The sequence below is a fragment of the Aerococcus loyolae genome (assembly GCF_002871915.2).
Lineage (GTDB): Bacteria > Bacillota > Bacilli > Lactobacillales > Aerococcaceae > Aerococcus > Aerococcus loyolae.
Window position 1 is genome coordinate 940,599 of the sequence record NZ_CP126958.1, and the last position, 19,490, is coordinate 960,088.

At 39.3% G+C, this 19,490-nt stretch carries 16 protein-coding genes; all 16 read left to right on the forward strand.

The features are described from left to right. Positions 1-2 precede the first annotated feature (2 nt). Positions 3-299, forward strand: a complete 297-nt coding sequence (gene rnpM, locus CJ190_RS04305; protein WP_064292399.1) for an RNase P modulator RnpM — start codon at positions 3-5, stop codon at positions 297-299. Beyond that, entirely contained in the window at positions 292-588 is a 297-nt protein-coding gene (locus tag CJ190_RS04310) for a L7Ae/L30e/S12e/Gadd45 family ribosomal protein (RefSeq protein ID WP_064292400.1), read from the forward strand. Before rnpM ends, CJ190_RS04310 begins: the two co-directional genes overlap by 8 nt. A 56-nt stretch (positions 589-644) precedes the next feature. Then, positions 645-2,912: a translation initiation factor IF-2 gene (gene infB, locus CJ190_RS04315; RefSeq protein ID WP_064292401.1), complete on the forward strand. Its 2,268-nt coding sequence runs from the start codon at positions 645-647 to the stop codon at positions 2,910-2,912. A gap of 21 nt (positions 2,913-2,933) precedes the next feature. Next, positions 2,934-3,287 carry a 30S ribosome-binding factor RbfA gene (gene rbfA, locus CJ190_RS04320; protein WP_013669767.1) on the forward strand — a complete coding sequence of 118 codons (354 nt, stop codon included), beginning with the start codon at positions 2,934-2,936 and terminating at the stop codon, positions 3,285-3,287. A gap of 791 nt (positions 3,288-4,078) precedes the next feature. Continuing rightward, positions 4,079-5,047 (forward strand): ABC transporter substrate-binding protein, encoded by a 969-nt coding sequence (locus CJ190_RS04325; RefSeq protein ID WP_180754093.1) that lies wholly within the window; start codon positions 4,079-4,081, stop codon positions 5,045-5,047. 81 nt (positions 5,048-5,128) lie between these two features. Beyond that, the gene (locus tag CJ190_RS04330) at positions 5,129-6,013 is read left to right on the forward strand and encodes an ABC transporter permease (protein ID WP_064292403.1); all 885 of its coding nucleotides are present in this window, start codon (positions 5,129-5,131) and stop codon (positions 6,011-6,013) included. A 16-nt stretch (positions 6,014-6,029) separates the two neighbouring features. Further along, positions 6,030-6,836, forward strand: a complete 807-nt coding sequence (locus CJ190_RS04335) for an ABC transporter ATP-binding protein (RefSeq protein ID WP_070597922.1) — start codon at positions 6,030-6,032, stop codon at positions 6,834-6,836. Positions 6,837-6,924: 88 nt separating this feature from the next. Further along, on the forward strand, positions 6,925-8,406 hold the full coding sequence (locus tag CJ190_RS04340) for an aldehyde dehydrogenase family protein (RefSeq protein ID WP_101562021.1): 1,482 nt from the start codon (positions 6,925-6,927) through the stop codon (positions 8,404-8,406). A 203-nt stretch (positions 8,407-8,609) separates the two neighbouring features. Further along, positions 8,610-10,400, forward strand: coding sequence for a DNA helicase RecQ (recQ, locus tag CJ190_RS04345; RefSeq protein WP_064292406.1), 1,791 nt, complete (start codon positions 8,610-8,612; stop codon positions 10,398-10,400). A 14-nt stretch (positions 10,401-10,414) separates the two neighbouring features. Then, positions 10,415-11,326 carry a tRNA pseudouridine(55) synthase TruB gene (gene truB, locus CJ190_RS04350; RefSeq protein ID WP_064292407.1) on the forward strand — a complete coding sequence of 304 codons (912 nt, stop codon included), beginning with the start codon at positions 10,415-10,417 and terminating at the stop codon, positions 11,324-11,326. A 27-nt stretch (positions 11,327-11,353) separates the two neighbouring features. Further along, a complete protein-coding gene (gene ribF / locus CJ190_RS04355) occupies positions 11,354-12,310 on the forward strand; it encodes a riboflavin biosynthesis protein RibF (RefSeq protein ID WP_064292408.1) in 957 nt (318 codons plus the stop codon). A gap of 308 nt (positions 12,311-12,618) precedes the next feature. Further along, a complete protein-coding gene (gene hrcA / locus CJ190_RS04360) occupies positions 12,619-13,689 on the forward strand; it encodes a heat-inducible transcriptional repressor HrcA (protein WP_064292409.1) in 1,071 nt (356 codons plus the stop codon). Between the two features lie 4 nt (positions 13,690-13,693). Next, the gene (gene grpE / locus CJ190_RS04365) at positions 13,694-14,356 is read left to right on the forward strand and encodes a nucleotide exchange factor GrpE (RefSeq protein WP_082888614.1); all 663 of its coding nucleotides are present in this window, start codon (positions 13,694-13,696) and stop codon (positions 14,354-14,356) included. Positions 14,357-14,377: 21 nt separating this feature from the next. Continuing rightward, on the forward strand, positions 14,378-16,195 hold the full coding sequence (gene dnaK, locus CJ190_RS04370; protein ID WP_064292410.1) for a molecular chaperone DnaK: 1,818 nt from the start codon (positions 14,378-14,380) through the stop codon (positions 16,193-16,195). Between the two features lie 71 nt (positions 16,196-16,266). After that, positions 16,267-17,427, forward strand: a complete 1,161-nt coding sequence (gene dnaJ, locus CJ190_RS04375; protein ID WP_064292411.1) for a molecular chaperone DnaJ — start codon at positions 16,267-16,269, stop codon at positions 17,425-17,427. A gap of 213 nt (positions 17,428-17,640) precedes the next feature. Continuing rightward, on the forward strand, positions 17,641-19,467 hold the full coding sequence (gene lepA, locus CJ190_RS04380) for a translation elongation factor 4 (protein WP_064292509.1): 1,827 nt from the start codon (positions 17,641-17,643) through the stop codon (positions 19,465-19,467). Positions 19,468-19,490: the final 23 nt, after the last annotated feature.

Sequence of the window (19,490 nt, forward strand, 5' to 3'; positions counted from 1 at the left end):
TTATGAAAAAGCGCAAAATACCGATGCGTCGGTGTGTTGTGTCTAATCAGCAATTTCCAAAAAAAGAGTTAATTCGGGTTGTCCGTACACCAGAGGGCGAAGTCGCTATTGACCCGAGTGGGAAAATGAATGGACGAGGTGCCTATGTAGCTACTGACCCTGACTTAGTTCAAAAGGCATGGGATAAGCACATTTTAGACAAGCACTTGGAAGTTAGCATTGATGACGCTTTTTATAGTGAATTAAAGGATTACGCCGACCATATGAAAGCTAGAAAAGAGCTATATGGCAATGAATAAGCGCTTAAATCTTTTAGGACTTGCCCAGGTTGCAGGCGGCTTGATCAGTGGAGAAAGCAGTGTTATTGAAGCCGTTCAAAACGGTAAGGCACTTTACGTCATCGCAGCGACAGATTTAAGTGAGCGTTCATTAAAAACCATTAAAAACAAATGTGATTTTTACCAAGTTCCCTTGAGTTTAGAATTTACCCAAACAGAGATAAGTCAAGCCCTCGGTAAGAAGCGGTCAATTTGCGCTTTTACCAACCAAGGCTTTGCTAAAAAATTTAATAGATTGTGTTTCAAGTGATATTTCTTATAGGAGAGAACAAATCATGAAGCGATAAGATTAAGGAAGGTGATGACATGTCAAAAAAACGTGTCTATGAATATGCAAAAGAAAAAAATATTTCTAGTAAGGAGTTATTAGCTAGTGCTAAAAAGGCTGGATTATCCTACACTAGCCATATGTCTTCGATGACTGATGAAGATATCCAAACCATGGAAAAGTATTTTGCAAAGGAAAAAAGTCAGCCTAAGCAAAAAGAACCTAGCCAAGAAAAACAAGGCAATAAGCAATCTCAGTCTGAAAAAGCTGGTAAAAAACAAGAAAAGCATAGTAATCATAACCAAGGCGAGAAAAAACCTGCTAATAAGCAAGCAGAAAAAGGCCAAGACCATAAAAAGAAAGACGGTCAATCCGGCAAGAATAGCCAAACAAATGCTAATAAAAAGGTCAATAAGAAAAACAATAAAAAGAATCGCCGTAAAAATAACAAGCAATCAAAATATGAGGACAAGCATTTAAAACATAATCAACGTAAAAAAGTGCAACATAATAATTCTTCAGCTCCCAGCCGCAAGAAAAAAGAAAGTCCAGAAAAAATTGAATTTACTGACGGCATGACCGTCGCTGAGTTAGCCAAAAAAATCAAACGGTCTCCAGCAGATATTATTAAGAGTTTGATGATGCTAGGTGTCATGGCCAACCAAAACCAAGCTTTGGATTCAGATACTATTCAATTAATTTTAGCTGAATATGGGATTGAAGCTGAAGAAAAGGTTATTATTGATCCTACTGACTTCGACCACTATTTCGAAGAAGCTAAAGAAGAAAAAGCGGATAATTTAGAAGAACGTCCAGCCGTTGTAACCATTATGGGTCACGTTGACCATGGGAAGACTACCTTACTAGATTACTTAAGACACGCCAACGTGGTTGAGGGGGAAGCTGGTGGCATTACCCAACATATTGGTGCCTACCAAGTCCATGCTAATGACAAAGAAATTACCTTCTTAGATACACCGGGGCACGCGGCCTTCACTACCATGCGTTCACGTGGAGCTGACGTTACCGATATTGTTGTCATTGTTGTAGCAGCTGATGATGGTGTTATGCCACAAACTGTTGAAGCCATTAACCACGCCAAGGCCGCTGAAGTACCTATTATTGTGGCAGTCAATAAAATTGATAAACCACAGGCTAACCCTGACCGCGTTAAACAAGAATTAACCGAATATGAGTTGATTCCAGAAGAATGGGGTGGCGATACCATATTTGTTAATATTTCAGCCAAGTTTGGTGAAAATATTGATGAATTACTTGAAATGATTCTCTTAGTGGCTGAAGTGGAAGAACTTAAAGCCAACCCTAACCGCAACGCCCTTGGTTCTGTGATTGAAGCGGAATTAGATGCCCATCGCGGTGCCGTAGCGACTATTTTGGTTCAAGAAGGGACTTTACACCAAGGAGATGCTATTGTTGTAGGAGACACTTATGGACGGGTTCGTACCATGACTAACGATCAAGGTCGTCGGATTAAGTCAGCTGGGCCTTCAACGCCAATTGAAATTACTGGTCTACAAGAAGCTCCTCAAGCAGGCGACCGTTTTGTGGTCTTCGATGATGAAAAGACTGCTAGAAATATTGGTGAACGTCGTGCCCAACAAGCTCAAGAATTACGCCGCCATCAAACTCATAAGGTGACCCTCGATAATCTGTTTGATACGATTAAAGAAGGCGAAATGAAGACGGTTAATATTATTATTAAGGCCGATGTCCAAGGGTCAGTAGAAGCGATTGCCTCCAGTATGAAAAAAATTGATGTTGAGGGCGTTAAGGTTGATATTATTCATGGTGCTGTCGGTGCCATTAACGAGAGTGATGTATCCTTAGCGGCAGCTTCCAATGCAGTTATTATTGGTTTCAATGTCAGACCAACGCCGACAGCTAAAACCCAAGCCCAAGAAGAAGAAGTCGAAATTCGTCTTCATAACGTGATCTACAACGCGCTTCAAGAAGTTGAAGATGCAATGAAAGGTCAGTTAGATCCAGAATATAAAGAAGAAATTACGGGTTATGTAACAATTCGGGAAACCTACCATGTTTCTAAGTTAGGAACTATCGGTGGAGGTTATGTCACGGATGGTTATATCGAAAGAAACAGTAAGATCCGTTTAATTCGCGATAATATTGTTATCTACGAAGGCCAATTATCTTCCTTACGTCGTTTTCAAGACGATGTTAAACAAGTGAACAAAGGTTATGAATGTGGGCTGATGATTGAAGACTATAACGATATAAAAGTGGACGATCAAATCGAAGCCTACCATATGGTAGAAGTGAAGCGTTAATATTTAACAAGGAGAGGTTTTATGTCTACGAATCGTCGCGTAGAACGAGTTAGTCAAGAAATCTTACGCGAAGTTAACTCGATTCTGCGTAAAGAAGTTAAAGATCCTCGTGTCAAAAATATTACCATTACTGATGTTGATTTAACTGGTGATTTACAAAACGCTACCATCTATTATTCCACCTTATCCGATTCACAAAGTGAACATGAAAAAGTGCAAAAGGGACTTGATAAGGTCAGTGGCTTAGTACGTTCGTTGTTAGGTCAACGCTTACGTATTTATAAGACACCAGAAGTTGTCTTTAAGCGTGATGAATCGATTGAATATGGTCAACGTATTGACCAGTTATTGGCTCAGTTAAATAAAGAAGATTAATATTTCAGAAGCGAGTGTGACAAGCTCGTTAAAGAGTAAGATCGCTGGAAGAAAATGTGTCAAAATTTTACCACCATTTTCTGAAGTGGACGCTTGCCCAGAGCTTGAAACACATTTTGAAAAGAGGCTGTGTATTTGTACGGCCTCTTTTTTTCTTTTAAACTGAAATTTAGAAATGAAATTTTAATAAAAGACTAGCCGAGTGGATTAAGAAATAGAGCTTATTTTGAAATAATGATCAAGATCGATCAAAATAATAGATCGATTTTAAAAAATATTCTCCAAGAATCCCCTGAAATAAGTCTTTTCTCTCTATTATTTATAAAATCAAATTTTAAATTTAGAAAATATAAACTTATGTTTAAAATTAAGAGTTGACTTTGCCTAAAAAATTGTTTAACATTACTTCAACAGCTTAAGAAAGGAGCATGTGATCATGTTAGTTAAATACCTTATCAACCAGAGCGCATGCTCTACTTATCAAAATGTACGATTTTACTTTAGCTATTTTAGATAGCGTTTGTACTATGAAACATCATAGATACAAACGTCAAACTCAAGTTTGTATCTATGATGGCTAAGGATCTTAAGCGTGTCTAGCCCTCATAGAATGGATAAATTCTAAATGGGCTATACCACTATTAATATATGCTATTATTCAGCCCATTTAGTTTTTTCCAAACTAGGTGGGCTTTTTTTATACCTTTTGGGGGAGTGATAGTATGGAAGGTCCGTTTAGCAGTCAGAAAAAATAGATAGTTAACCGTTTTATATCGAATGATGGAGGAAAAATGATGAAAAAATATTTACGTTATCTAGCAGCAGGTTTATTAACCTGTACATTAGCCGCCTGTTCTAATCAAGGCAATGAAAGCAGCTCTGAAAAGGTTGATGTGGGGATTATCCAATACATGGAGCACGATTCCTTACAAAGAGCAAAAGAAGGTTTCCAAGATAGCTTGAAAGAGGCTGGTTATGAAGAAGGCAAGAATTTAGAAATTGAATTCCATAACTCCCAAGGTGACCAGTCTAACTTGCAAAGCATTACCCAACAATTAAAAGGGAAAAAGGACCTGATTTTAAGTATTGCTACTCCAGCTGCACAAGCCATGCTGAACACTGACAAGGAGACCCCGCAATTATTTACGGCAGTGACTGATCCGGTCGGCGCTAAATTAGTTGAAAGTATGGAAAAACCGGGTAAAAATATGACCGGTACTAGTGATATGGCTCCTGTCGGTGATGTTGTTGATTTATTATTAAAGGCTGATCCATCCATCAAAACCATCGGGATTTTATATAATTCAAGTGAAGTAAATTCAGAAGTTCAATATGAACAAGCCAAGGAATATATTGAATCCAAGGGCTTAAAGGTTGAAAGTATGACGGTGACATCAACTAATGATGTGCAACAAGCGACTAAAATCTTAGCAGAAAAAGTAGATGGAATTTACCTTCCAACAGATAACACGATTGCTAATACCATTCAAACGATCGGTAAAGTCTTAATGGAAACTAAGACACCATCAGTAGCCGCTTTCGATGCTGCTATCGAAGGTTCCCTATGTGCCTATGGGGTAGACTACTATAAATTGGGACAACAAACCGGGAATATAGCAGTAGATATTCTCAAGGGCGATAAAAAGCCTGAAGAAACCCCAGTAGAAATGTCTAAGGACCTAGTCGTTAAGGTAAATGATGAAATGGCTGCTGCCCTGGGAATGGATAGTGAAGAATTAAAGGCGCGATTAAAAGAATAGTTGAAAAAGTTATTCATTAAGTTAAATAAAAAATAAAAGATAAATAGCCAGAGCTGGCATATTAGAAGAGGTGCAAGAAGAATGGATTTATTGATATCTAGTGTTTCGCAAGGAATGATGTGGTCAATTTTGGCCATAGGGGTATATATTACTTTTAGAATCTTAGGCTTAGCCGACTTATCGGCAGAGGGAAGTTTTCCCTTGGGTGCGGCTGTCTGTGCTAAATTATTAGTCAATCAGGTCCCCCCCTTATTAGCGGTTCTAGCAGCCCTTCTAGCAGGCGCTCTGGCTGGCTTTCTAACCGGCTTCATGACCACAAAAATGAAAATACCGGCCCTCTTAGCAGGTATCTTAACCATGACCGGTCTTTATTCTGTTAACTTAAGAGTTATGGGGCAAGCCAATACCCCTCTACTAGGAGAAAAAACCTTGTTAACTTCAATAGAGAACTTAGGCTTATCGACAACATGGTCACCATTTTTACTAGGCTTATTAACCGTCATGGTTATTGTTTTAGGACTTGTGATTTTTATGGGAACTGAGTACGGATTGGGTTTAATTGCAACTGGTGATAATGCCTTAATGGCAGAAGCTAACGGGATTCGGACGGACCACGTGCAATTAGTAGGCTACATGATTTCTAATGCCTTAATTGCTCTATCAGGGGCTTTAATCGCTCAGTATAACGGCTATGCTGACTTATCAATGGGAACCGGAACCATCGTCATTGGTCTAGCTGCCATTGTGATTGGCGAAGTCTTATTAAGCCAAGTAAAATTACCGAGTCGTTTATTGTCAATTATTTTGGGAGCGATTATCTACCGAGTAATTATCGACTTAATCATGAAATATATTCCGATTTTACCAAGTGATATCAAGATACTATCCGCCATAGTCTTAGCAATTATCCTATGGGGCCCACAAGTAGAGTGGAAGACTAAGAAAAGCGCTCGCTTAAATGATTAAAGAAAGGAAAATGATTATGAATGAATTAGTTCAATTAAAGAATTTAAATAAGGTATTTCAAACACAATCGAGTAAAGCTCATCAAGTCATTAAAGATTTAAATCTTTCGATTAAGGATAATGATTTTATCAGTGTTATTGGCAGCAACGGCGCAGGAAAATCAACCATGATGAATCTTATTGCCGGAACGATTCCCTTAAGCTCGGGGCAGATTTATTTAGATGACCGTGAAATTTCGAGCTTACCAGCTTATAAACGGGCAAAAATGATTAGCCGGGTCTTCCAAGACCCACAAATGGGCACAGCCAAGTCCTTAAGCGTGGAAGAAAACTTAGCCATTGCTTATAAGCGAGGACACAAGCGCAGCTTTCAAACATCTATTACAAAAGATATGCGTGAAGAATTCCGTTCTCGTTTAAGCACCTTAGGCATGGGCTTAGAAAACCGCATGCAAGAGCGGGTTAGCTCCTTATCAGGGGGCCAACGTCAAGTCTTAACTTTACTTATGGCTGTCTTACAAACTCCAAAACTATTACTACTTGACGAACATACGGCTGCCTTAGATCCTCGCACGAGTGCAATGGTAATGTCTTTAACCCAAGACTTGGTCAGCCAATATCAACTGACTACACTAATGATCACTCATGATATGAATGATGCGCTATCTTATGGCAATCGTTTAATCATGCTTCATGACGGCCAAGTAGTCGTTGATATCTCTGGAGAAGAGAAAGAAAACTGTAGCATTGACGACTTACTACAACTTTTCCATCATAATGTAGGTGAAAGCCTTAATAATGATGAGTTATTATTAGCTAACTAAGTAAAAGCAAATTCTTTTAATGAAAGCGCTTTTTAGGTATACTTAGGTTACGTTTTTAACTGTATTCTAAGATGAAAGGGAGATAACAATGGATATTAAAGACCTTAAACTTGAAAAGCATTATCAATTGTTAATCAATGGTGAGTGGACTAATGGCAGTGGTCAAGAGACGATTGAAGATTATAGCCCGGCAAATGGTGAAAAATTAGCTGAAATTACTGATGCCACTGAGGATGATGTTAATCAAGCTGTTGCAGCTGCCCGCCAAGCCTTTCCTAAATGGGGAAGAACGGCTGTCAAAGAAAGAGCCAAAATTCTTAATCAAATTGCTGATCTTATCGAAGATAACCAAGAGCGTTTGGCTTTGATTGAAACCATGGATAATGGTAAGCCGATTCGAGAAACCCAAGGAGCTGATATTCCTTTAGCAGCTGATCATTTTCGTTACTTTGCTAGTGTTATCCGTAGCGAGGAAGATAGTTTTAAAATGCTTGACGACAATACCTTATCCATGGTTTTACGGGAACCGATTGGTGTTGTCGGCCAGATTATTCCTTGGAACTTTCCCTTTTTAATGGCGGCCTGGAAAATAGCGCCCGCCTTAGCAGCAGGAGATACTATTGTATTAAAACCCTCCTCTTCCACTTCTCTTAGTGTTTTAGAGTTAGCTAAATTAATCAATGATTTCTTACCCAAGGGTGTTTTAAATATTGTTACTGGGAGTGGTTCAAAGAGTGGGGAATACCTCCAACACCATCCAGATATTGATAAAATTGCCTTCACTGGGTCAACCTCTGTTGGTCGCCAAGTAGGGATTTCAGCAGCTGAAAATCTCATCCCAGCTACCCTGGAATTAGGTGGAAAATCAGCCAATATTTTCTTTGAAGATATGGATATGGAACAAGCCTTAGAAGGAGCTCATTTGGGTATCTTATTCAATCAAGGGGAAGTATGCTCAGCGGGGTCGCGTATTCTAGTACAAGAATCGATCTATGATGAATTTATCGGTCGCCTAAAAGAAGAATTTAAAAAGGTGAAAGTTGGTTTGCCTTGGGAAAAAGACACCCAACTTGGTGCCCAAGCTAGTCAAGCTCAACATCAAAAGGTGAGCGAATATATCCAAGTGGCTTTAGATGAAGGAGCTGAAATTATAACTGGTGGTCATTCAGCTTCAGAAGGAGACCTTGAAAAGGGCTATTACTTTGAACCGACCTTACTTCTAGCAGACAATAGTATGCGGGTGGCTCAAGAAGAAATTTTTGGGCCCGTTGCTACTGTGATTAAGTTTAAAGATGTCGAAGATGCTATCCGTATTGCTAATGATAGTGACTATGGCTTAGCAGGCGGTGTTTTCACTAAAAACTTAGATACAGCCTTTAAGGTAGCTCGCGGAGTAAGAACAGGACGAATTTGGATTAATACCTACAATAGCTTTGAAGCTGGGGCACCATTTGGCGGCTATAAAGATTCAGGGATAGGCCGAGAAACCCATAAAATGATTCTCAATGCCTATACCCAAGCGAAAAATATCTATATTAATTTAACTGATGGCAGATCGGGAATGTATTAATCATTGGCTCAGTAGACCTATGTAGAGCTAGTAAAGCTAATTAAAGAGTAAACCAATAAAGACTAGAAAATGCTACTTCACTTGCTTAAAGAGACAAGGCCTAGCATTTCTAGTCTTTTTTCTTTGCATCTTAAAGGTGAAATGTCCCTAAGCCTCTAGAAAATTTGATATAATAAAAAGACGTGATGGAGAGGGAGGTTTCTATGCTAATTGAGCATGCTTTGGAAAAATATTTTGGCTATAAAACGTTTCGCCCCGGACAAAAGGAACTCATTGAGAGTATTCTAGCTGGTCGCGATTGTTTGGGAATTTTACCCACCGGCGGAGGCAAATCAATTTGCTATCAATTACCTGCTTTAATTTTACCTGGTATAACTTTAGTAATCTCACCTTTAATCTCATTAATGAAGGACCAAGTAGATAGTCTTAATGAACATGGAATTCATAGTGCCTATCTCAACTCCAGTCTATCCAGTGAAGATTATTTTGCTGTCTTGGATAGGATTAATTCTGGACAAGTCAAGCTGATTTATGTATCACCAGAAAGGTTAAAGAGCGAGTCTTTTCTACAATTAGTGAATGACTTACCCTTAGATCAAATAGCCATTGATGAAGCCCACTGTGTTTCCCAATGGGGACACGACTTTAGAGCCTCTTACCGAGAGATTGCTCACTTTATTGATCAATTAAGTGAGCGGCCGGTCGTTTCTGCCTTTACAGCGACAGCTACCAATCGGGTTCAAGAGGATATTATTCATCAATTGTCTCTTGAAAACCCCTATGTCCTCATTAATTCCTTTGACCGACCTAATCTTAGTTTTGAAGTAATGGAACCAGAATCAAAGAAGAAGGCTTTAATTGACTTAATAGATAAAGAGGAAGCAGCTATCATTTATGCTTCTTCCCGAAAAACTGTCGATCGCTTGAGTGAATGGTTAAGTGGCCAAGGCCTGCCGGTTAGCGCTTATCATGCGGGAATGAGCTCAGCAGACCGTATGGCTTCGCAAAATGACTTTATCTATGAGCGTACTAATATCATTGTAGCAACCAATGCTTTTGGGATGGGAATTGATAAACCTGATGTTCGGCGGGTGATCCATTATAACTTGCCCACTAATTTAGAGAGTTACTACCAAGAAGCAGGTCGGGCAGGCAGAGACGGCTTACCGGCTAGAGCCATTCTTCTCTACAGCCCCAAGGATATCTTGACCGCAAAATTTTTAATTAGTCAAAGCAATGATCCCACTAGTGAAGGTCGCTTAAATGATATGATTAATTATGCAACGACCTCTTCCTGCTTGAGACAACACATTTTAGCCTACTTCGGCCAGGAAGCTCCTGACCATTGTCAAAATTGCTCCAATTGTTTACAGCAAGTCAAAAAGGTTGATGTCAGCCGAGAAGGACAAATGATCCTCTCTTGTATTGTTAGAATGGCCTATCCTTATGGCATGACCCTCGTCACAGATGTCTTAAAAGGTAAAAAACTCCAAAAAATTAAAGAGAAACATTTTGACCAATTATCAACCTATGCTTTGTTAAAAGATATGAATGAGCAAACGATTAAGAATATTATTTCTCAATTAATTTCTGAAGGGGCCTTGGCGGTTAATGAATATAAGGGACTTAGCCTTACAGAAAAGGCGCTCCCAATTCTTAAAGGAAATAAGTCCCTTTATATTAAAGAATCTGCCTATATTCGATCAGAAAACAAAACGAAGACTAGTCAGGAAGCTCAATCACTGACTGATCATTTATCGCCAGAAGATGAAGAATTATTTGAAGCACTTCGTGAATTACGCTATAGTTTAGCTAGTGAAGAAAATGTTCCTGCCTATATTATTTTTAATAACCAGAGTCTCCTTGATATGGTGGAAATAAAACCTAAGAATTATCATGAATTTCTTGATGTTAGCGGAGTAGGTCCAGTAAAGGCAGATAAATATGCAGATGACTTCTGTCAGTTAATCGAAGATTTTGTAAGTATTAAATAATAGGAGGTGAAGCCATGGATGGCATAATTCCTTTATGGAAGGAAAGAGGGATGACTAGTCACGATTGTGTCAATGCCTTACGTAAATTGTTAAAAACAAGACGGGTGGGCCACACCGGTACCTTGGATCCCAATGTGAGTGGCGTATTGCCAATTTGTGTGAATAAGGCGACAAAAATGGCTAATTGGATCACTGATAAGCAAAAGGTCTATCAAGGAGAAATTACCCTAGGCTTTCAAACAGAAACAGAAGATTTGGACGGAAAAATTGTTCGCCAAACGCCTGTGAAAGAAGCTGTCGATGGTCAGCTTATTCAAAAAGCTATGAATAGCATGATAGGTACAATTACTCAGGTTCCACCCATGTATTCTGCTGTTAAGGTTAACGGCCGAAAGTTATATGACTATGCCCGCCATGGTGAGAAGGTGGACCGCCCGAAAAGGCAGGTTAATGTCTATGAATTTGACCTTCTAAAGCCCTGCCGATACGATCAAGACCAGCAAGTGCAAAGTTTTAATTTCCGTGTTCGTTGTGGCAAGGGAACCTATGTGAGGACCCTTGCTTCGGACTTAGGAGAGGCACTAGGCTATGCTGCGACTATGACCGACCTTAGTCGGATAGCCTCAAGCCCCTTTACCCAATCACAATGCTTTACTTTATCTGAAATTGAAGAACAAATTAGTCAAGGAAAAAAAGATTTTATTTTTCCTATCGATTTTTTGATCCAAGACTTAGCTCATATTGAGATTAGTGGCAAATTAGAAAAACTCGTCAGCAACGGGGCGGTTTTAAATAAAAATAATTTGGCCGAAGAATATCGAGACCAATTGCCGGTAGCTTTTTATGGCCAGCAAGGACTTATGGCTATTTATGGACAACATCCCAGTGATGAAGAACAAATGAAACCGTTAAAAATGCTGATATAACTGATGACTTTAACAATGAGGTGTCTTATGCAAGTAATAACCATTCATCATCCCATAGACCAGAATCTTAAAAATAATGAGGGTATCGTTTTAGCTTTGGGTTTTTTTGATGGTGTCCATCGTGGCCATCAAGCAGTGATTAAAGCTGCAAGGAAGGAAGCTTTCAAACGCAAGCTTCCATTAGCGGTAATGACATTTAATATTTCACCTTTAATTGTTAATCAAGACCTTCACCCTAATCAAATGAAATACCTGACGCAAAATCAAGAAAAGATGCTTTTACTTGAGTCATTTGGGGTAGATCGGGTTTACTTAGTTGATTATACCAGTGCCTTTTCTAATCAAAGTCCCAAAGCTTTCGTTGATAATTATCTGGTTGGTTTAAATGCTAAGGTAGTTGTTGCGGGCTTTGACTATACCTATGGGGCTAAAGCCATAGCCAATATGAAAAACTTGCCAGACTATGCCGAAGATCGCTTCAAAATTATTGAAGTTCCAGTATTGAATGAAAATAATAATAAAATTGCTTCCAAACAGATTCGCAAGGAACTGACCGAGGGATCGCTGGAAGAAGCTAACCAGGCTCTGGGCTACCCTTATTTCTTCCGTGGTTTAGTTATTAATGGCTTTAAACGTGGTCGTACCCTAGGCTTTCCAACGGCTAATATCTATACCCAGGCCAGCACTTTAATTCCCAAAGTTGGTGTTTATTTGGTTCAATGTCAGATCAACCATCAGCTATTCTGGGGAATGGCTTCCATTGGATATAATGTCACTTTTGGCGATGATAATGACAAAACCATTGAAATTAACTTGTTTGATTTTGAGTCAGAAATTTATGGTGAAGAAATGCTGGTATTTTGGTACGAATATTTACGGGGGGAAAAGAAATTCTCTAGTGTAGAGGCTATGGTGGAACAGTTGAATCAAGATAAAAGTGACTGTTTAAGTCGCCTTCAAAAATATGAAAATTATCAAAATTAAATTCTCTAAAAAGTTGGTGTCGATTTGCCAACTTTTTTATTTTGCCATTTTTTTGTATGAGACTAGGGAACGATCCAAGCTAAACTTTGAGTCGCTAGTAAGTCATTACTGCCAGCTGTTATTACTAGCTAAGGGTTATCTCTTAACTATATCTACGAAATCGTTTTGCTAAAGGTCAAAATAGGAATTGGAATGACTAGGAATTTCTTTGAAAAATAGTTTGACTTTTATTGACATATGCACTGAACCATGTTAGTATATAGATATGTTAGCAGAAGGAGCTGTCAAGTGCTAAAAGAGGTGATAAGATGTTAAGTAAAAGACAAATTATTGTTTTAAAAGCGATTATTGACGCCTATAGTCAAAGTGAAGAACCGATTGGCTCTAAATCGATTCTAAAACTGACTGGCCTTGAGGCAAGTTCTGCAACTATTAGAAATGATATGGCAAAACTTGAAAAACTTGATTTGATTAAAAAGATGCACTCTTCTTCCGGAAGAGTGCCCACTGAAGCCGGCTATCGTTTCTACATTAATTATATTCTTCCCAAGAACGGTGGAATTATCGATAGTGGATTAAGTGAAGCGGAAAATGAAAAGGTGAGTGAAATATTTCAATCACCTTACTTGGCTTTAGATGAAATTGTCAATCGCTCAACTGAACTTTTAGCTGAGCTAACTAACTATGTGGCGATTTCCTTAGGACCTGACGCTTACCATTATCACTTAGCAGGATTTCGCTTTGTACCGGTAACTAGTCGGCAAGTGATGCTTGTCTTAGTGACAGAAGAAGGAACAGTGGAAACGCAAATCTATCGTTTGCCAGACAGTGTATCTATGGAAGCTTTAGAGGATATGGCAAATATTATTAACCGTGATTTAATAGGTTTAAGTCTTCCTAGCGTCCTTGTACGCCTTAAAAGTAACTATATGTCCTATTTCGATGAATCAATTCGACGCTTACTTTATGAAGGAAGTATGATAGAAGATTTACTAAAAAAAATGGATGCTTCACGCGTCTTTGTTAAAGGTAAGGCAAATCTTTATAACCATCTCTATCAAAGTGATGCTTATCAACAGGTAGAGAATTTAAATCGCCTATTTGCTAATCCTAACTTATTAGATACACTCATTGATCCGGGTGATCAAGGGATTCAAGTGAAGGTAGGTAAGGACATGCAGGCTGATGGCCTCAATCATTTATCTATTATGGCTACCAATTTTGTTGGCGGTAATAATGATCAACAAACGATTTCTGTGGCTATTCTCGGCCCAGAAAATATGTCTTACCTGCGCATGGCTCAACTATTTCAAGGTGTGAGACTACAACTCAATCACTATATCGATTCATATTATAAAAATGATAAAGAGGAGGGGTAAACAGATGAGCAAAGTTCATGATAAGAACAATCAGGATGTTGACCCAGAAAATATACACGAAGATGAAAAGTCAGTCCAGGATAAAGACAAGGCTCAAGATTTGGAACAAAATCAAAATAATAAAGCTGATAAGGATAATGAGTTAGAAAACCTGGCTGATGATGAGAAAAATAAAACCGCAGAAGAAGATAAAGAAGTCCATGAGAATGAAAAAGATAGTGAACTTCAAAGTATAAAGAAAGAACTTGAAGAAAAAAATGATCAAATTCTTCGTTTATCTGCGGAAATTAAGAATATTCAAAGAAGAAATAATAAGGAAAGACAAGATGCTGCTAAGTACCGTTCCCAACATTTAGCTGAAAAACTCTTAGGTGCAGTTGATAACTTAGAACGGGCCTTGACTATTGAAGCAGATGATGAAGCAAGTCGCAGTATGAAACGCGGCATTGAAATGGTATTGGAAAGTATTCAAAGTGCCTTTAATGATGAAGAAATTAAAACGATTGATCCTAAAGGCGAAAAATTTGATCCTAACTTCCACCAATCCGTTTCATCTGTTCCTGCTAATGACGGTCAAGAATCAGATACTATAGTTGAAGTTTATCAAAAAGGCTATGTCATCAAGGACCGTGTCTTAAGACCAGCTATGGTAGTCGTTGCACAATAATAAAAAAGGAGATAATAAATAATGAGTAAAATTATAGGAATTGACTTAGGAACTACAAACTCTGCCGTTTCAGTATTAGAAGGTGGAGAACCAGTAATTATTACTAACCCAGAAGGTAACCGTACTTCACCTTCTGTAGTAGCTTTTAAAGATGGCGAAATTCAAGTAGGGGAAGTCGCTAAACGTCAAATGGTGACAAATCCAAATACAGTTGCTTCTATTAAACGTCATATGGGAGAATCCGGTTACAAGGTTCATGTTAATGACAAGGATTACACACCAGAAGAAATTTCTGCTATGATCTTACAATACCTAAAAGGCTACGCTGAAGATTACTTAGGAGAAAGTGTAAGTAAGGCTGTTATTACTGTGCCAGCTTACTTTAACGACGCCCAACGTCAAGCAACCAAAGATGCTGGTAAAATTGCCGGCTTAGAAGTTGAACGGATTGTTAACGAACCTACTGCAGCTGCTTTAGCTTATGGTTTAGACAAAGATGATAAAGACGAACAAATCCTAGTCTTTGACCTAGGTGGGGGGACCTTTGACGTTTCTGTCTTAGAACTCGGTGACGGTGTCTTTGAAGTTTTATCTACTGCCGGTGATAATAAATTAGGTGGGGATGACTTTGACCAACGCATTGTGGATTACTTAGTTGAAGAATTTAAGAAGGATAATGGGATCGATCTTTCCAATGATAAAATGGCTATGCAACGTCTAAAAGATGCTGCCGAAAAAGCGAAAAAGGATTTATCCGGAGTTACCTCTACACAAATCAGCTTACCATTCATTTCTGCTGGTGAAAGTGGCCCATTACACTTAGAATTAACCTTAACTCGGGCAAAATTCAATGAACTTACTGATGACTTAGTTGACCGGACCACTAAACCCGTTCAACAAGCCTTAGCTGACGCTGATTTATCCAAGTCAGATATTGACCAAGTGATTTTAGTTGGTGGTTCTACCCGTATTCCGGCAGTGGTTGACCATGTTAAAGAATTAACTGGCCAAGACCCACACCGTGGTGTTAACCCGGATGAAGTGGTTGCTATGGGTGCTGCTATTCAAGGTGGTGTGATTACTGGTGACGTTAAAGACGTTGTCTTACTCGATGTTACGCCATTATCCTTAGGTATTGAAACCATGGGAGGGGTCTTCACCAAATTAATTGATCGGAACACGACTATCCCAACCTCTAAATCCCAAGTCTTTTCAACAGCTGCAGATAACCAACCCGCTGTAGATATCCATGTCTTACAAGGTGAACGTCCAATGGCTGCTGACAACAAGACTTTAGGTCGTTTCCAATTAACCGATATTAATCCAGCTCCTCGTGGTGTTCCTCAAATCGAAGTGAAATTTGATATTGATAAAAACGGGATCGTTAATGTTTCAGCGACAGACAAAGGCACCGGTAAAGAACAAGCAATTACCATTCAATCAAATTCTGGTTTAACCGATGAAGAAATTGACCGCATGATGAAAGATGCTGAAGCTAACGCTGAAGAAGATAACAAGCGTAAAGAAGAAGCAGAATTGAAGAATGAAGTTGAACAAATCATCCATCAAACCGAAAAAACTACTAAGGATGTTGAAGGTAAAGCCGATCAAGCAGATATTGATAAAGCCAACCAATTAAAAGATGAACTAAAGGCTGCTCAAGAAGCTGGAAATACTGATGAAATGAAGGCTAAGAAGGACGAATTAATGGAAGTCCTGCAACAATTAACAGTGAAACTTTACGAAGCTAACCAAGCAGAAGGCCAAAGTGAAAATCAAGATAATAATGATGATGGTACCGTTGAAGGTGACTTCGAAGAAGTAAATGATGATAAATAATCGACTATAGTAGTCTTGTCCCTGTCTTAAGGCAGGGACAAACTATTGTATCGAGGATAAGGGGGTAAAATATGGCTAAAGGAGATTACTATGACATTTTAGGTGTCAGTAAAGACGCCAGCCAGAAAGATATCAAGCGTGCTTACCGTAAACTAGCAAAAAAATACCATCCTGACTTAAACCATGATCCCGGTGCTGAAGAAAAATATAAAGAAGTGACGGAAGCTTATGAAGTTTTAAGTGATGAAAACAAACGGAAACAATACGATCAGTTTGGTCATGCTGGTGCGAATGGCGGTTTTGGTGGCTTTGGCAATGGAAGCTATCAATCCTATTCAGGTCAAGGTTTCTCTGGCTTTGAAGATATCTTCGATCAATTCTTTGGTGGTCAAGGCGGCTTCGGTGGCTTTGGTTCGTCTACTAGTCAACGGTCTAGGACTGCACCTCGCCGTGGGGATGACTTACAATACACCATGGATTTAAGCTTTGAAGAAGCTATCTTTGGTAAAGAAGAAACGATTTCCTATAAACGCGAAGAAGCCTGCCAGGTTTGTGAAGGCTCTGGCGCTAAACCGGGAACATCGAAGAAAACTTGTCCAACCTGTAATGGCCAAGGGGTAGTTCAACAAGTAAGAAATACGCCATTTGGACAAATGGCTAGCCAAACTACCTGTAGCCAATGTCAAGGTGAAGGTAAGATTATCGAAGACCCATGTACTAATTGCCAAGGAAGTGGTCGAGAAGATAAGACCCATACGGTTAAAGTGAAAGTTCCAGCCGGTGTCGAAGATGGTCAATCAATTCGTCTTTCCGGCCAAGGTTCAGCTGGCTATAACAAAGGCCCTGCCGGTGACCTCTATGTGGTCTTTCGGGTAGCTAAAAGCAATATTTTCCAACGGAAAGGGTCGCAAATCAGTATTGACTTGCCTCTAAACTTTGCCCAAGCCGCTCTGGGAGATGAAGTTGAGGTTCCAACCGTTCACGGTAAAGTAAACCTCAAAATTCCTGCTGGTACACAAAGTGGTGATACTATTCGTTTACGTGGCAAAGGCGCCCCAGTATTAAACCGTGACCGCAACGGGGACCAATTGGTCAATATTAAGATCATTACACCTAAACATCTCAATGACAAACAAAAGGCCGCTCTTCGAGACTATGCAAAGGCGTCAGGAAATAATGTCACTGAAGAAGAGAAGAATTTCTTTGATAAAATTAAGGATGCCTTTTCATAAGCAAAATAAGGTTGAATTTTTTTAACTGATTCTAACCATCTAAAAACCGTGATCTTCTGCCTAGGAAGGTTACGGTTTTTACTTTAGCTTTATCAGAACTTTTTTAATGCTTTGTTTTAGATATCATCTGATCTCTGGATTGCTATATGTTATAATGAAGGGTGAACTCTTTATAGATTAGATAAGGAAGTGAGCAAACGAGTGACAAAAGCAATTGATATTAATGAATTAAAAGAAAGACAAAAACGCATAAGAAATTTTTCTATTGTGGCCCATATTGACCATGGTAAGTCAACTTTAGCTGACCGTATTTTGCAAAAGACTGGGACGGTTTCTGACCGGGAAATGCATGATCAACTACTTGATTCCATGGATTTAGAGCAAGAACGTGGCATCACCATTAAATTAAATGCCGTCGAATTAGAGTACCAAGCAGAAGATGGCCAAGAATATATCTTCCATTTGATCGATACTCCTGGACACGTCGACTTTGCCTATGAAGTATCACGGAGTCTGCAAGCCTGTGAGGGGGCGCTTTTGGTGGTAGATGCAGCTCAGGGAATTGAAGCACAAACTTTGGCAAATGCTTATTTAGCAGTGGATAATGATCTTGAGTTAGTGCCAGTCATCAATAAGATTGATCTACCTGCAGCTAATCCTGAATATGTTAGAACTGAAATTGAGGATATTATCGGTATTGATGCCAGCGAGGCGGTCTTGTGTAGTGCTAAGACGGGGATTGGTATTGAGGAAATCCTGGAACAAATTGTGACTAAAATACCTGCACCCCAGGGAGACATCGAAGCCCCTCTCCAAGCTTTAATTTTTGACTCCGTCTATGACTCTTATCGGGGAGTCGTTTTGAGTGTGCGGATTGAAAACGGCATCGTAAAACCTGGCGATACTATCGAATTAATGAGTAATGGTAAACAGTTTGATGTCACTGATCTAGGAATTATGTCGCCTCACCCTATTAGTCGGGATTATTTAATGGCTGGCGATGTAGGCTATATTACTGCAAGTATTAAGACTATTCAAGATACTAAAGTGGGCGATACTGTGACTTTAGCAGATCGTCCGGCAGCAGAAGCCCTACCTGGCTATCGTCCTATGATGCCTATGGTATATAGTGGTTTGTATCCAGTGGATTCAGCTGACTACGTTGCCCTTAGAGAAGCCTTAGAAAAGCTGCAATTAAACGACGCCTCTCTAACCTTTGAGCCGGAATCTTCTCAAGCTTTAGGTTTTGGCTATCGGTGTGGCTTCTTAGGTATGCTCCATATGGATGTTACTCAAGAACGATTAGAGCGTGATTTCAACCTTGATTTAATCATGACCGCACCATCGGTTATTTACCATGTTTATAAAACCGATGGGGAAATGGTAGAGGTATCCAACCCTTCTGAAATGCCAGATAATACCCAAATTGATTGGATCGAAGAGCCCTATGTCCGTGCTGAAATTATGGTGCCTAAGGATTTTGTTGGAAATGTCATGGAGCTCGCCCAACAAAAGCGGGGAAATTTTGTCAATATGGAATATCTGGATGATATTCGGGTGAATATTATTTATGAAATGCCCCTGAATGAAGTGATTTTTGACTTCTTTGACCGTCTAAAATCCGGCACCAAGGGCTACGCTTCGCTTGACTATCAATTGATTGGTTATCAAAAGAGCAATTTAGTCAAACTCGATATCTTACTAAGCGGAGAACCTGTCGATGCCTTGAGTACTATTGTTCACCGTGATTTTGCCTATGATCGCGGACGTAAACTAGCCGAAAAATTAAAAGAAGTGATTCCTCGGCAAATGTTTGAAGTGCCTGTTCAAGCAGCCATTGGTAATAAAATTATTGCCCGCACCACGATCAAGGCTTATCGAAAAGATGTTACCGCCAAGTTATACGGTGGTGACGTCACCAGAAGACAGAAGCTGTTGAAGAAACAAAAAGAAGGCAAGAAGCGCATGAAGGCAGTAGGATCTGTTGAAGTGCCTCAGGAAGCCTTCCTGGCCATCTTGGATATGGATGATGATAAATAGTGTTAAAGAAAAAAAGACTGCTT